This is a genomic window from Kitasatospora sp. NPDC101235 (genome assembly GCF_044767505.1).
Taxonomy (GTDB): Bacteria; Actinomycetota; Actinomycetes; order Streptomycetales; family Streptomycetaceae; genus Kitasatospora.
On record NZ_JBIWNZ010000005.1, the window covers coordinates 273,677 to 287,175 of the forward strand.

General features: G+C 72.3%; 8 protein-coding genes. 4 read left to right on the forward strand and 4 right to left on the reverse strand.

The window, feature by feature from the left end:
- Nucleotides 1–7: 7 nt before the first annotated feature.
- The 4 genes from ACIRRH_RS11680 to ACIRRH_RS11695 form a co-directional block, all read right to left on the reverse strand.
- Nucleotides 8–703, reverse strand: coding sequence for a hypothetical protein (locus tag ACIRRH_RS11680; protein WP_403065292.1), 696 nt, complete (start codon nt 701–703; stop codon nt 8–10).
- Nucleotides 700–4,881: an NEW3 domain-containing protein gene (locus tag ACIRRH_RS11685; protein WP_403065295.1), complete on the reverse strand. Its 4,182-nt coding sequence runs from the start codon at nt 4,879–4,881 to the stop codon at nt 700–702. The genes ACIRRH_RS11680 and ACIRRH_RS11685 overlap by 4 nt, the downstream gene beginning before the upstream one ends.
- 25 nt (nt 4,882–4,906) lie before the next feature.
- The gene (locus ACIRRH_RS11690) at nt 4,907–7,351 is read right to left on the reverse strand and encodes a discoidin domain-containing protein (RefSeq protein WP_403065298.1); all 2,445 of its coding nucleotides are present in this window, start codon (nt 7,349–7,351) and stop codon (nt 4,907–4,909) included.
- Between the two features lie 227 nt (nt 7,352–7,578).
- Complete coding sequence (locus ACIRRH_RS11695) at nt 7,579–8,700, reverse strand: LacI family DNA-binding transcriptional regulator (protein ID WP_403065301.1); 1,122 nt, start codon at nt 8,698–8,700, stop codon at nt 7,579–7,581.
- A 212-nt stretch (nt 8,701–8,912) separates the two neighbouring features.
- Between ACIRRH_RS11695 and ACIRRH_RS11700 the strand changes: the two genes are divergently transcribed.
- From ACIRRH_RS11700 to ACIRRH_RS11715, 4 genes are all read left to right on the forward strand, one after another.
- Nucleotides 8,913–10,202: an ABC transporter substrate-binding protein gene (locus tag ACIRRH_RS11700; protein WP_403065304.1), complete on the forward strand. Its 1,290-nt coding sequence runs from the start codon at nt 8,913–8,915 to the stop codon at nt 10,200–10,202.
- Nucleotides 10,203–10,365: 163 nt separating this feature from the next.
- Complete coding sequence (locus ACIRRH_RS11705) at nt 10,366–11,238, forward strand: carbohydrate ABC transporter permease (RefSeq protein WP_403065307.1); 873 nt, start codon at nt 10,366–10,368, stop codon at nt 11,236–11,238.
- 4 nt (nt 11,239–11,242) lie between these two features.
- On the forward strand, nt 11,243–12,151 hold the full coding sequence (locus tag ACIRRH_RS11710) for a carbohydrate ABC transporter permease (protein WP_403065310.1): 909 nt from the start codon (nt 11,243–11,245) through the stop codon (nt 12,149–12,151).
- A gap of 44 nt (nt 12,152–12,195) precedes the next feature.
- Complete coding sequence (locus ACIRRH_RS11715) at nt 12,196–13,461, forward strand: glycosyl hydrolase (RefSeq protein ID WP_403065313.1); 1,266 nt, start codon at nt 12,196–12,198, stop codon at nt 13,459–13,461.
- The last annotated feature ends 38 nt before the right edge of the window (nt 13,462–13,499 follow it).

Below are 13,499 nucleotides of genomic sequence, written 5' to 3' on the forward strand. Positions count from 1 at the left end.
GGCGTCCTCAGTGGCGGTGGTGGTTGTCGGGCTGGGCGGGGTCGCCTGGGTGCTCCAATCCCTCGACCAGGGTGAGGCGCCGGGCGCGTTCGTGGTCGAGCCAGCGGACAAAGGCGGCGCGGCGTGCGGCGGCCTGTAGGGCTGGGGTGGGGTCAGGGGCCTCCGGGGTCCTGGTGCTGGAGAGGAGGGCGGCCGTCCACGGGCCTGCGGTGACCCACTCGCCGGGTGGGGCAGTGCGGAGGGCTTCGGCGAGGGCGGTCGGGAGGGTGTCGGGGTCTGCCTCCAACTCCCCATCGGGGAGGGCGAGGTACCAGCGGGTGGCCGGTGGGCGGGCGGTCATGGTGCGATAGTGGGCGATGTCCTCGGGTGAGGGCTCGACCTTGTCCGTCACGGAGTCATAGACGGCGCGGACGGCTGCGCTGCCCTCGTAGGCGGCCGCCGTGATGGAGCCGAGTTCGACGGCGGCTTGCTGGTCAAGGCGTGCGGGGCCGACGGAAGCAATGGGCAGGTTGCGCTCGGCGGCCACCGCCTCGCAGAGGGCCTCGGTCAGCAGTACCTGGGCGACCCACCGGGTCAGCTGTCGGTCCTCCGAACTTCCCGGCTGCGGCAGCGCGGTGGCGCGCGGGCCGTTCCGCAGGGCGGTCAGGCGGTGGTCGAGGGCGGTGCGCAGGAGGGGGCGCCCGTCGAGCAGGCCGAGGGTCATGCCTCCACCACCAGGGCGACGGTCGGGGCGTACTGGCAGCGGCCGAACCACATGACCTTGGCGAGGGCCCAGTACGAACCCGGATCGGTGGACTCGGGGACGGTGATGGCGAATTCGGCTACCGCAGTGGAGCCGGCCGGGACGGTGAAGCCGCGTACGGGCTCCGCGATCGCCTCCCAGGTGCCCCACGGCGAGACCAGTTGCAGCTCGCCGCGAATCCCGCCCTGGGTGCGGTTGGTGAGGGTGAGCGTGAGGGCGGCGCGTCCGCCGGGGGCGACCCGCAGGGTCTCGTGCGAGACCTCGATGTCCAGGCCGGTGTCCCGTCCGGTGGCCGCCTTGGTGCCCTGGGCGGCCGTCCAGTCCTCGGGGGCGTCGCCGGGGACGGGCAGCAGGTCGGGCAGGTCGCCGACGGCGATGGTCACCACGTCCTCGATCTGCTGGCCGTCGTGCTCGATCCGGACGGCTGCGAAGTACAGCCCGGGCTCAGACCCGGCGGGCGGGGTGAGGGTGACCGGGAAGCGCAGGTGCCCGTCCGCCTCCAGCCGGTACGGGCGACCGCCGAGGCTGGTCGTCCAGCCCTCGGGCGGCAGCACGACGGCCGTACCCTCGACCGCCGCGTCCCGCAGCTGCGAGGAGAGCGCGACCGAGAGCGTCACCGGCTCCCCCGCCGTCCGCAGCAGTCCGGGCGAGGCGCCGACGGACACCGGCAGGTAGCCGAGCGGTGCCGGGCCCCGGTTGTGGAGCCAGTAGCGGGCGTGGACGGGCTGGGCGGGTTCCGCCGTCGGGCCGAGGTCCGTTTCGGCTGCCGGAGCGGTGACGGCCGGGGTCGCGAGCAGGGTGGCGATCTGCGAGCCGGCGAGGCCGAGAGCGCAGGCACCGGAAGGAAGCGGCCGTTCCAGCAGGTCGGCGGCCCGGACGTCGCCCAGGCCGAGCGCGCCGCCGAGCTGTGCCGTCCGCCCCAGGCCGGTCGACTCCACCAGCCGAACCGCCAGTTCGGGACCGGCCTGCGCCGCCGAGCCCTGCGCGATGGGGTTCCCGGCCGGCTTGAGCGCACCGAGCAGCACCTCGCGCTGCGGCTCGACCCGCAGCCAGGACAGGGTGGCCGGCAGCGGCCCCTCCTGCGCCGGTGCGATCCGGGCGTACAGCGGGTGGTTGAACTCCTGGCCCTGGGCGGGCAGTGTCTGCGCCCGCCAGTCGCCCTCCCCGCCCACCAACGCGTAGCTGAACTCGTGCGTCCAGTGCTGGAGTTGGAAGGAGGCACCGTCGGGCAGGGTGCGCCGCGGCGGGTCGATCCAGACGCCGGAGGGCCAGCCGGTGCAGGAGCGCATCAGGGACAGGTGTAGTGCGCCGGTCGTGTCGACGGCGAAGCCGGGCAAGCCGAAGCTGAGCAACGCCACGGTGTGGTCGGCGAGTTGCTCCGTGACGGCCGACGGGCAGACGGCGGCGATCCGGGCGTCGGCCAGGTCCTCGACCAGCGCCGCCACGTCCGCGACGACGAGCGCCGGCAGCGCCCGCAGGTCGCGCAGGTCGGCGTCCGGACGCCAGACCTCGGCGAGCGGCGTCAGGGCAGGCACCCACACCGCGCCGTGCGCCTTCAGGGCGGTCGCGTACTCCTCCCCCGCCCGCGAGATCACCTCCCGCGCCGCCTCGTTGACGTCCGGCCCGCCGACCACGATCCGGAAGTCCGGAAGGTTGGAGTCCACGTCCAGCCACCCGTACCGCGCCCAGTCCGCCCCCGAGGTGGTGGCGGTGACCCCGACCCGGGCGAGCGCGACCACCAGCGGACGGGCGTCGGCCGCGTCGTCCAGCGTGGGGACGACGACCTCCGCCACTCCGAGGGCGCGCGAGCCGACAACCGCACCCGCCGGGTCGGTGAGGTCGACGCGCGCGGTGGCGCCGAGTCCGAACCAGGTGTTGGCCGGGTTGTCCAGGGTCCATGGCGCCTCCGCCGAGTCCACGTCCGGCATCGCGAAGCCGCGTCCGACGACCGCGCCCGCGACCTCGCTCACCGGCAGGCCGCCGGGGACGTCCACCGGGAAGCGCAGCCGCAGCAGCCGGTCGGCGCCGGAGTAGTCCACCACCCGGGTGCGGCAGTCCACCCGGTCCAGGCCGCGCCAGAGCGTGACGGTCTGCTCGTAGCGGACGCCGTCGACGACGCCCTCGATCACCAGGCGCTCGCCGAGCGGCCCGGTCTCCCGGCGGACCGACGCCTCGCCGTCCCCGGAGCCCAGCACCGGCCCGCTGGGCACCAGGTGCCAGGGGCCCTCGCCGAAGTCGGGGTGCTGCGGGTACTCCTCGTACACCCGCAGCTCGTTGCCGATCCGGCCGTCCTGGATCAACTCCCGTTCGTGCCGCAGGTCCCACACCGAGGTGAGGCCGCCGCCGCGCGCCGGGTCGGCGGCCACCCGGTACCGGCCGTTCCCGATCGTCACGCCCGGGGCCGCCGTCCACGGCGTCTGCGCGTCCCCCTCCACCAGCCGCCAGGTGCGCCAGCCGAGCGCGGGCACATCGGTGGCCAGGAACCGCAGCGTTCCCCGGTCCACGGCGCTCGGCACGGCCTCGCCCCGGTCGTCCAGCACTCGCACCGACCGTACGCCGTCGGGCAGTTCGACCGTCACGAGGTCGGTCCGGTCGAAGGAGAGCGTGTTGGTCACCACCACCGCCGACCCGACCCCCGCCGTGGAGATCCGCGCCGTGAGCGCGTCCAGTGCCGCGTCCCGCACGCCGGACGCCAGGTCGTAAGCCTCCCGCCAGCCGCCGAGCAGGTCCAGGTACACCTGGTCGGACTCGGAGCCGGTGATCGCGTCGTGGTGTGCGCCGTAGGCGAGTTGGCGCCAGACCTTGTCGAGGGCGGCGGCCGGGTAGCGGCCGAGGCCGTGGACGGCGGCGAGCGTGGCGAGCTTCTCCGCGTCGACGGCCGCGACCTCGCCGGCCCGTTGGGCCTGCTTGGTGTCGATGTAGGAGACGTCCTTGCCGGTGTACACCGGGTTCATGTCGCGGGTCTGCGGGCTGGGACGCCGTCCGGTGGCGGCGAGTTCGGCCCGGACGGCGTCGAGGAAGTCACGCGGGGTGGCGCAGACGAACCGCGGCCAGAGGTACTTGGCGGCCCAGGAGCGGTGGATCTCGGTGACCCACTTGTTCGGCGGGGTGTAGTCCGTCCCCACCGGCAGCAGCAGGTTCTTCGTCGCTCCCACGGGCTTGAGCTTCCGGTACAGCTCGTAGACGGCCTGCTCGGCGGTGGCGAGGTCGGCCGAGGAGTCCATCCACCAGCCGGCCGAGTAGTGGTGCGGCATGTAGTGGGTGAGCACGCCCTCGCCACCGGGGGCGATCCACTCGAACTCGCTCGGGAACTGCATCACCCGGGCGTCGTCCTTGGCCTCGCGGAAGTTCTTCTGGATCGGGCCCCACTGGTGGAACGGGCCGCGCGCCCAGGCGCTGCCGGTGAGGCCGGCCGCGGCGAGGTGGCCGGGGAACTGCGGGTCGTGCCCGAACACGTCGAGCTGCCAGGCGGTTTGGGGGTCGCCGCCGAGGATGTCGCACTGGTAGCCGATGCCGTGGACGATGTTGCGGATGGTGGTCTCGGCGCCGGTCAGGTTGGTGTTCGGCTCGTTGTAGGTGCCGCCGACGAGTTCGGCCTGGCCGCGTTCCAGCAGCTGTCGCAGCGTCTCGCGGCGCTCCGGGTGCTGGTCGAAGTACGGCTTGAGGTAGTCGACTTCGGCGAGCACGAACTTGTACACCGGGTCCCGCAGGGCGAGGTCCATGTGTGCGTCGACGAGCGCGAAGCCGTTGCGCTCCCACAGGGGCCGGGTGGTGGCGTCGGCGGAGAGCAGCTCCCACGGGGAGGTGTAGGCGGCCTGGGTGTTCCACCAGACCGGGTCGTAGTGGAAGTGTGAGACCAGGAACATCGTCCAGCCGGGCTCGGCGACGTCCACGCTCGCCTCCACCACGGCATCCGGCGCCATGACGGTGACGGGCAGTCGGTCACCGGGCGTGGCGTCGGTGATCTCCAGTGGGACCTCGACCAGCCCCGTGCCGGTCGCCTCGCCGCGGACGCCCGGCCCGGTGACGGTGATCCGGGCGGCCGGGCCCTCCAGGGTGACCCGCAGCACTTGGCGCGGGGCGTCCTCGGGGCCGACGAACAGGTCGGTGCTCTCGACGGCGGTGATGGTGACCGGCACGGGAGTGCTTCCTTTCCGATGGGGGCTACGCGCCCCAGGCCTCGAACTCGTAGATGCGGGCGGCCGGGTCGGTGGTCTGGGTGGGGGCGGTGATCACCAGCCGGACGTAGCGGGCGGTGGTGTTCACCGGGTGGGTGGTGGTGCCGGCCGTGTTGCCGGTGACGTCCGCGACGGTCGTCCAGGGGTCGCTCGCGCCCGACCGGACCTGGACGGCGAAGTCGCGGGTGTTGTAGGAGGCGCTCTCGCCCCCCGCCGAGGCGTGCTTGACCACGAACTTGGACAGCTGCTTCGCCGAACCGAGGTCCACCTCCAGCCACTTGGCGGAGGTGAGGGTGCACCACTTGTCGCTGGTCCCGCCGCCGACACTGCCGTTGACGGCCTTGGCCGGGCCCTCGTTCGCGTTGCACTGGCCGGAGGCGGTGGCCGGGCGGTTCAGCGCGAGGTTCGTGGAGGTCGGCGGGGTGCCGTTCCAGCTCACCGTGGTGGAGGCGGCGGTCGACCGCCCGTAGGTGGTGGACACCGCCTCGACGTCGAGCGTGGTGGCGTTCTCGCCGCCGGCCCGGTCGAGCCGCCCGGCGAAGTACGCGTCGTTGGGCGTGGCGCCGAGGAAGGTGCGGCTGCCGTCCGCGTTGCGCCGGTACACCTCGTAGTGGTGCACGTTGCCGCCCGGCGCCGCCGTCCAGGACAGCCGCAGGGACTGGCTGGAGCCGGGCGTGACGTCGCTCGCGCCGAGGACGGTGAGGCCGGCCGGTGCCGCCGGGATCTCCACCGAGCCGTCGTAGAGGGCTACTTGGCCGACCCTCAGGTCGTACGCCGGGTCGCTGCCCTCGGCCCGCAGGGCGATCTGGGCGACGGTGCGGCCCGCGTACGGGGAGAGGTCGAGGGTGTGCCGCTCCCAGCCGGTACCGGAGTTGGCGCCGACATCGATCGTGGTGAAGCTGCTCGGCGCGTCGGCGAAGGAGACCGCGGCCTTGAGCTTGGTGGGCCCGGCGGCCGGGGTCTTGAGCACCAGGTCCAGCTTGGTGTTCGCGGCGACCGGCAGCGCGGTCTGGTACAGCCGTACGGTGTTGGCGGCGTCGAGCTTTCCGCTCAGCCGCAGCGAGGAGCCGCCCTGGTAGGCGTCGGTGAAGTCGACGGACGGGGTGATCCTGCTGCCGCTCGACTCCACCACCCAGCGGTAGGTGGGCGGGACGTCCTGGAGCGAGAGGTTGTTCCAGCCGCCGGTGGCGACCCGGGTGCCGGCCGCGTTGTAGAAGTCGCCCTGCCCGGTGTCGAAGTTGGTGACGAAGGGCTTGGCGGTGATCGGCGAGGACTCGGCGACGTAGCCGGCCAGGCCGGGCCAGCTCGCCGAGAGGTCGATCCGGGACGGGTCGTTGGCGGCGCCGACCCAGTAGCGGGCGTCCTTGGCGTAGAAGTCGGCGCGGTCGGTGGCGGACTTCCAGGTCCACTCCGGGCGGTAGAGGCCGAGCGAGGTGGTGTGCGGTTTGCCGGCCGGGAAGAGGGTGTTCCAGTCCACGCCGGTGTTGTAGCCGTTGGCCTCGGTGTCGATGCCGGAGTAGAGGTCGTACTCGCTGCGGCCGAGCTGCCGGGCCAGTGCCCGGGAGGAGTTCAGGCCGCTCGCCGACCAGTTGAAGTTCAGGAACATCGAGTCCGCGGTGCGCTTCGAACCATCCTGCAGGAAGGGTGAGTTGGCCGAGGTGAGGGCGTTCTGCCAGTTGACCGGGCCGGAGGTGGTCATCGCGTCGTACCACATGAACTCGGTGCCGCTCTGCGCCTTGGTGTACTGCATCAGGTTGCGCAGTTCGCCCGCCAGGGCCGAATCGCCGCCGCCGGTCTCCTGGTTGATGAACCAGCCGTCGAAGCCGTAGTACTGCGCGGCCTGGACGAGCTTGTCGGCGACGGGGTAGCGGCTGCCGGACTTCTGGACGAAGTCGCGCACCCACTGGAGCTGGCCGCCGTACGCGCCGGGCGGGAAGAAGACCGTGCCGTAGACCTTGACGCCGTTGCGGTGGGCGGCGTCGATCACGGTCGGGTTGGGGGCGAGGATCAGGCCCTCGCCGGCCGAACCGCCCCAGAACACCAGCGTGTCGACGTACTGCCAGTAGCCGAAGGCGTAGTAGTTCGGGTCGGCGGAGCCCTGCGAGGGGTTGTTGGAGGTGGGGCCGAAGGAGACCAGCGAGGCGATCCTGCCCTCACCGGTGCGGGCGTTGGGGTTGGCCCGCAGCGCCGGGTCGCTGGTGCGCGGCTGGAGTGGCACGCGGGAGCGGTTGAAGCGGGCGTCCGGGTCGGTGGCCGGGTCCCAGTTCAGGATGCTGTTGGGGTACCAGTACGAGGCGAAGGGCTGGCTGCCCGAGCCGACGGTGGCGGCGGGTGCCGCGGCCGGTATCGGGTCGGCCCAGGCCGCGGGGGTGACGGTCAGCGCGGCCGTCGCGAGGGCGGCGCCGAGCAGCAGGGGGAGGCGTCGTGACATGCGGTGGCTCCGATCGAGGCGGAGGAGGGTGGGGGCGGGCCCGCCGTCGCGGACGGGGGCCCGGCTGCATGCGGGCGTGCCGGTGCTGGATCGGGTGGAGGTCGTACCGCTGCCGGGCTTCCTCGCCGGACGGGACGCGTCGGGGATCGGGACGGGCAGCGGGTGACGGGAGCCGGACGAAATGCGGCGGAGCGCGCCGAGCCGGGGGCCCGCTCGGCGCTGCGAGGCTAAACCGGTTCAGAACAGCTGTCAACGATGCGCGCAGCATCCACCCCTGCGGGGGAACCGGCGGGCGAATCGACGGCGGAACCCGTGGGGGAGCCGGCCGGCGTGCCTCTCGGCGGCGAGGTGGACTCCCGCACCGTCAGCCGCGGCGTGGGCATCTGGAGGTCCCGCCCGGGCCCGGCCTCGTCCAGCTCCGCCAGCAGACTGCGCGCCACCTGCTCGCCGAGCGCGAAGGTGTCCCGGCTGAGCGCGGTCAGCGGCGGGTGGACGATCCGGGCGAGCACCGAGTCGTCGAAGGAGACGATCGACAGCTCGCCGGGCACCGCGACGCCCATCTCCCCCGCCACGCCCAGCCCGGCGACGGCCATCACGTCGCTGTCGTAGACGATGGCGGTGGGCCGCTTGGCCCGGGACAGCAGGGTCCGGGTGGCGGCCGCGCCCTCGGCGTCGCTGAAGTCGGTGGGCACCGACACCGCTTCCTCCAGCCCGAGCCGGCGCGAGGCGTCGCGCAGCGCGCGGATCCGCCGTTGGGTGTGCTGGAAGTGCGGCAGCCCGGCGAGGTGGGCGATCCGGCGGTGCCCGATGGCGGCCAGGTAGTCGACGATCGAGAGCATCGCCTCCCGGTCGTCGGCCCAGATCCGCAGCTGGTTGCCGCCCTTGCCGGGCCCGCCCAGCACCACGGCGGGCAGCCCGAGTTCGTCCAGCACCGGCAGCCGCGGGTCCTTGACCTGGAGGTCGACCACGATGAAGCCGTCCACCCGGTGCTCGGAGGCCCAGCCGCGGTAGACCTCGATCTCGGCGGCGGTGTCCTCGACCACCATCAGGTGCAGCGCGATCGAGCTGGCCGAGAGCACGGCCTGGAGCCCGGACAGCAGTTGGCTGAAGAACGGCTCGACGCCGATGGTGCGGGCCGGCCGGGCGATCACCAGGCCGACGGCGTCGGCCCGGGCTCCGCCGAGGGCGCGCGCGGCGCTGTGCGGGCGCCAGTTCATCTCCTCGGCGACCCGCAGGATCCGGGCCCTGGTCGCCTCGCTCACGCCCGGCCGGCCGTTGAGCGCGAAGGACACCGCACCCTTGGAGACACCGGCCTGGCGGGCGATGTCGGCGATCGTCGGTCTGCCCACGGAACCCGACCCTTCTCTTGACATCCAAGTTTAGGCGGGAGCATAGTCCCTGGCATAGCTAGACCGGTTTAGTTGGTCAGGTTCCGGAATCCGGCGCGGCCCCCGTCGCGTCCTCGTTGCATCACCCCGTTGACAGAACCCCCGGGGAACAGCCCCGGGAAACCCCGAGCTCAGCACGATCCCCCACCCACCCCCAGGACCGGGAGACCCTCATGCGAAGAATCTGGGCGGCACTGACCACGACGGCGCTCGCCACCGCCGCACTCACCGGCTGCGGACTCGGCTCCGGCGACACCAAGAGCAGCGACGCGGTGGCGAGTGCGGCCGCCACCGGCGAGGTCAAGGGCAGGGTCTCGCTCCAGACCTGGGCGCTCAAGCCGAAGTTCACCGACTACATGCAGGGCGTGATCGACGGCTTCAAGAAGAAGTACCCCGGCGTCGAGGTCGAGTGGCTCGACCAGCCCGGCGAGGGCTACTCCGACAAGGTGCTCAGCCAGGCCGCCGCCGGCACCCTGCCCGACGTGGTCAACCTCCCGCCCGACTTCGCCTTCCCGCTGGCGAAGAAGGACGTCCTGCTGGACGTCGCCAAGGCCGACCCGAAGCTCGCCGAGGAGTACGTCGCCGGCGGCGTGGGCGCCTACCGGTTCAACGGGCAGCAGGGCACCTTCGGCTACCCGTGGTACCTCAACACCGATGTGAACTACTGGAGTTCGGAACTCCTCACGAAGAACGGCCTGGACCCGCAGAAGCCCCCGGCCAGCCTGGACGAACTGATCGCCCAGGCCCGGGTGATGAAGGAGAAGTCCGGCGGCCAGACCTACCTGATGAGCCGCAAGCCGGGCATCGGCGACCTGTACAACATCGGCGTGAAGATCATGTCCGACGACGGCAAGGCCTTCACCTTCAACACCCCCGAGGCCGCAGCGCTGCTCGACAGGTACCGCGACGCGTTCAAGGAGGGCCTGATGCCGAACGGGGTGCTGACCGACACCTACGCCGGCAACTCCAAGCTCTTCAGCTCCGGCACCGCGGCCTGGACCACCGGCGGCGGCAACTTCATCACCAGCCTCGCCACCGACAACCCGACCCTCGCCCCGAAGGTCGTCCCCTCCACCGCGATGGGCACCCCGCCGCTGTACGTCCAGGGCCTGTCCATCCCGAAGAACACCAAGAACCCGGCCGCCGCCGTGGCCCTCGCCCGTTGGGTGACCAGCCCCGAGAACCAGGCCGCCTTCGCCCACCTGACCAGCGTCTTCCCGTCCACCAAGGCCTCCGCGAACGACCCGTTCTTCAGCAAGAGCGACGGCACCAACGCGGGCGACGCCAAGGTCATCGCCTTCAACTCGCTCGCCAAGGCCGAGCTGATCCAGCCCGTCGAGGTGGACGACGCGATGGGCACCGTCATCAAGCAGCAGTTCGCGCTGGCCATCAGCGGCGAGACCAGCTCCAAGCAGGCGCTGGACACCGCCGTCGAGCAGTGCAACAAGCTGCTCAAGGGCTGACCCCCGGCACACGCACGGGCTGCCCCCGCGGCACGGCACCACGCCCCGCCGCACCGCGCCCCGCGACGTCCCCACCCCGTACCGGCGAAGCGGCGGGCTCCCCCACACCCGCCGCTCCCCGGGAGTCACCCGCACCACCCCCAGGCCCCAGGAAGGCGATCGCATGACCCACCGGCGCTGGTTCACCCCCTGGCTGCTCGCCGGGCCCGCGATAGTCTGGCTGGCCGTCTTCAACCTCTGGCCGGCCGTCAACACGGTGATCCTGTCCTTCACCAGCGCCAAGCCGCTGGGCGGCGGGCAGTTCACCGGCCTGGAGAACTACGGGCGGCTGCTGGACGACGAACAGCTCGCCGACGCCCTGCTCAACAGCATCGTGTTCATGCTGGTCTGCCTGCCCCTGCTGACCGTCCTGCCGCTGCTGCTCGCGCTGCTCGTCCAGCGCAGGATCCCCGGCATCACCTTCTTCCGCACCGCCTTCTACACCCCGGTGATCGCCTCCGCCGTCGTGGTGGCGCTGATCTGGGGCTGGGCGCTGGACGACCGCGGCCTGGTCAACGGCCTGCTGCGGCAGACCGGGCTGGCCGACTCGCCGGTCTCCTTCCTGACCGACCGCTGGCTGCTGCTGTTCAGCGCGATCGCCCTGACCGTCTGGAAGGGCCTCGGCTACTACATGGTCATCTACCTGTCCGCCCTCGCCAACGTCCCGCGCGAGCTGCACGAGGCGGCGGCCGTGGACGGCGCCGGCCCGATCGGCCGGTTCTGGCACGTCACCCTGCCCGGGGTGCGCCCGACCATGATCCTGATCTCCGCGCTGATCTCGGTGAGCTCGCTGCGCGTCTTCTCCGAGCTGTACGTGCTCTCCAACGGCCTGGGCGGCCCCGGCGGGCGGGACATGTCCGTGGTGATGCTGATCCAGATGTACAGCCGCGGGTTCAACGGCCACCTGGGCTACGCTTCGGCGCTCAGCCTGCTGCTGTTCGTCATCACCCTCGGCCCGATGCTGTTCCTGATGCGGCTGAACCGGAAGGCGGCCTGACCCCATGACCACCGTCCGCACGAAGGCCACCGAGCCTGCCACCGCGACCGGGCCCGCCAGGCCCGGCAGGTCCGCCAGGGGCTTCAACACCCCTTCCTCCGCCCAGACCGCCGCCCGCTACCTGCTCCTGGTGCTGGTCCTGCTGCTGGTCATCGGCCCGTTCCTGTGGCAGCTGTCCACCTCCCTCAAGGGCCCCGCCGAGGACGTCTACACCCGTACACCGAGCTTCCTGCCCGACCAGCCCACCCTGGGCAACTACGGCAAGGTCGCCGACGTCATCCCGGTGTGGACCTACGCACTCAACTCGGTGATCGTCGCCGTGGTCTGCATCACCGGCAACGTGGTCGGCTGCACGCTGGCCGGCTACGCGCTCGCCCGGCTGCGCTTCCGCGGCGCCAAGCTCGTCCTCGGCCTCTTCCTCGCCACCCTGATCCTGCCCGGCGAGGTCACCATCGTCTCCCAGTACGTGCTGGTGCGCAGCCTCGGCCTGGCCGACAGCCTGGCCGGCGTCGCGCTGCCCGGCTCGATCGCGATGCTCAACGTGCTGCTGATGCGCACCGCGTTCGCCGCCGTCCCGGCCGAGCTCGACCAGGCCGCCCTGGTGGACGGCGCCACCGTCTGGCAGCGGCTGTGGCACATCGGTCTGCCGAACGTGCGCGGCATGCTCAGCGTGATCGTGATCTTCACCTTCATCGGTGCCTGGGACGACTTCCTGTGGCCGCTGATCGTGCTCAACGACCCGCAGAAGTACACCCTCACCGTCGGGCTCCAGTACCTCAACGGCACCTTCTCCGCCAACCCCCGGCTGATCGCGGCCGGCACCATGATCGCCTTCCTGCCGATCGTCGTGGTGTTCGGCGTCTGCCAGCGCTTCTTCTTCAAGGGCGTCGAGGAGGGAGCCGTCAAGGGATAGCCCACCGTCCGTACGCCCCACACCCGTTGAGGAAGCCCCCGCACATGACTGCCACCCCGCAGGCCCCGCGCTTCGGCGTCAACTACACCCCCAGCGCCGGCTGGTTCCACCACTGGCTCGACTTCGACCTGGACGCCGTGCGCGCCGACTTCGACTCCATCGCCGCCCTCGGGCTGGACCACGTACGGGTGTTCCCGCTCTGGCCGGTCTTCCAGCCCAACCGCACCCTGATCCGCCCGCGCGCCGTCGAACAGCTGACGGCCCTGGTGGACGCGGCCGGCGAGCGCGGGCTGGACGTCGCGGTGGACGGCCTGCAGGGCCACCTGTCCAGCTTCGACTTCCTCCCGTCCTGGACCCGGACCTGGCACCGGCGCAACATCTTCACCGACCCCGAGGTGGTCGACGCCCAGGCCGCCTACCTGCGCACTCTCGCCGGGGCGCTGCGCGGGCGGCCCAACTTCCTCGGAATGACGCTCGGCAACGAGATCAACCAGTTCTCCGGCGCCCCTCACCCCGACCCGGACCGGGCCACCTCCGCCGAGGCCGAGGCCTGGCTGCGCCGGATGCTCGACGCCTGCGAGCAGGGCGCCCCCGGCCGGCTGCACCTGCACGCCTCGTACGACGCGGCCTGGTACCTGGACGAGCACCCGTTCACCCCCTGGCACTCGGCCCGGATCGGCGCCGCGACCGCCGTGCACTCCTGGGTGTTCAACGGCACCGCCCAGCGCTACGGCGCGCACTCCACCGCCACCGCGCAGCACGCCGCGTACCTGGTCGAGCTGTCCAAGGCCTGGGCGGACGACCCGGCCCGTCCGGTCTGGCTGCAGGAGGTCGGCGCGCCCGCCCCGCACATCGCCCCGCAGGACGCCGCGCGCTTCACCGGCGCCACCGTGGAGGCCGCACTGGACTGCCCGGACCTGTGGGGCGTGACCTGGTGGTGCTCCCACGACGTGGACCGCTCACTCGCCGACTTCCCCGAACTGGAATACAGCCTGGGCCTGTTGACCACCGACCGGACGGTCAAGCCGGCCGGTGCCCGGCTCGCCGAGGCCGCCGCCGAGGCCCGCCGCTCCTGGCAGCCGCCCAAGCCGCGCAGCACCGCCGTGGTGGTCGCCACCGGCGACGAGGTCACCTCGCCGCGGCGCTCGGTCTGCGGCCCCGGCGGTGCGGTGTACGAGACGTTCATGCGCCTCGCCGAGGAGGGTGTGCGCCCGACCGCGGTGCTCGCCGAGCGCGCCGAGGACCGTGCGCACCTCGCGGCGCGCGGCATCACCGAGGTGGTCCACCCCGCGGGCGTACCTTCTCCCTAGCCCGTCCGTCTCCCCCTCGGCCCCGCAACCCCGGCCCC

What these genes read in the sequence shown, in the direction of transcription:
- ACIRRH_RS11710 (WP_403065310.1), top strand. Translation starts at nt 11,243, where the DNA reads ATGACCACCGTCCGCACGAAGGCCACCGAGCCTGCCACCGCGACCGGG.
- ACIRRH_RS11705 (WP_403065307.1), top strand. Translation starts at nt 10,366, where the DNA reads ATGACCCACCGGCGCTGGTTCACCCCCTGGCTGCTCGCCGGGCCCGCG.
- ACIRRH_RS11700 (WP_403065304.1), top strand. Translation starts at nt 8,913, where the DNA reads ATGCGAAGAATCTGGGCGGCACTGACCACGACGGCGCTCGCCACCGCC.
- ACIRRH_RS11715 (WP_403065313.1), top strand. Translation starts at nt 12,196, where the DNA reads ATGACTGCCACCCCGCAGGCCCCGCGCTTCGGCGTCAACTACACCCCC.
- ACIRRH_RS11680 (WP_403065292.1), bottom strand. Translation starts at nt 703, where the DNA reads ATGACCCTCGGCCTGCTCGACGGGCGCCCCCTCCTGCGCACCGCCCTC.
- ACIRRH_RS11690 (WP_403065298.1), bottom strand. Translation starts at nt 7,351, where the DNA reads ATGTCACGACGCCTCCCCCTGCTGCTCGGCGCCGCCCTCGCGACGGCC.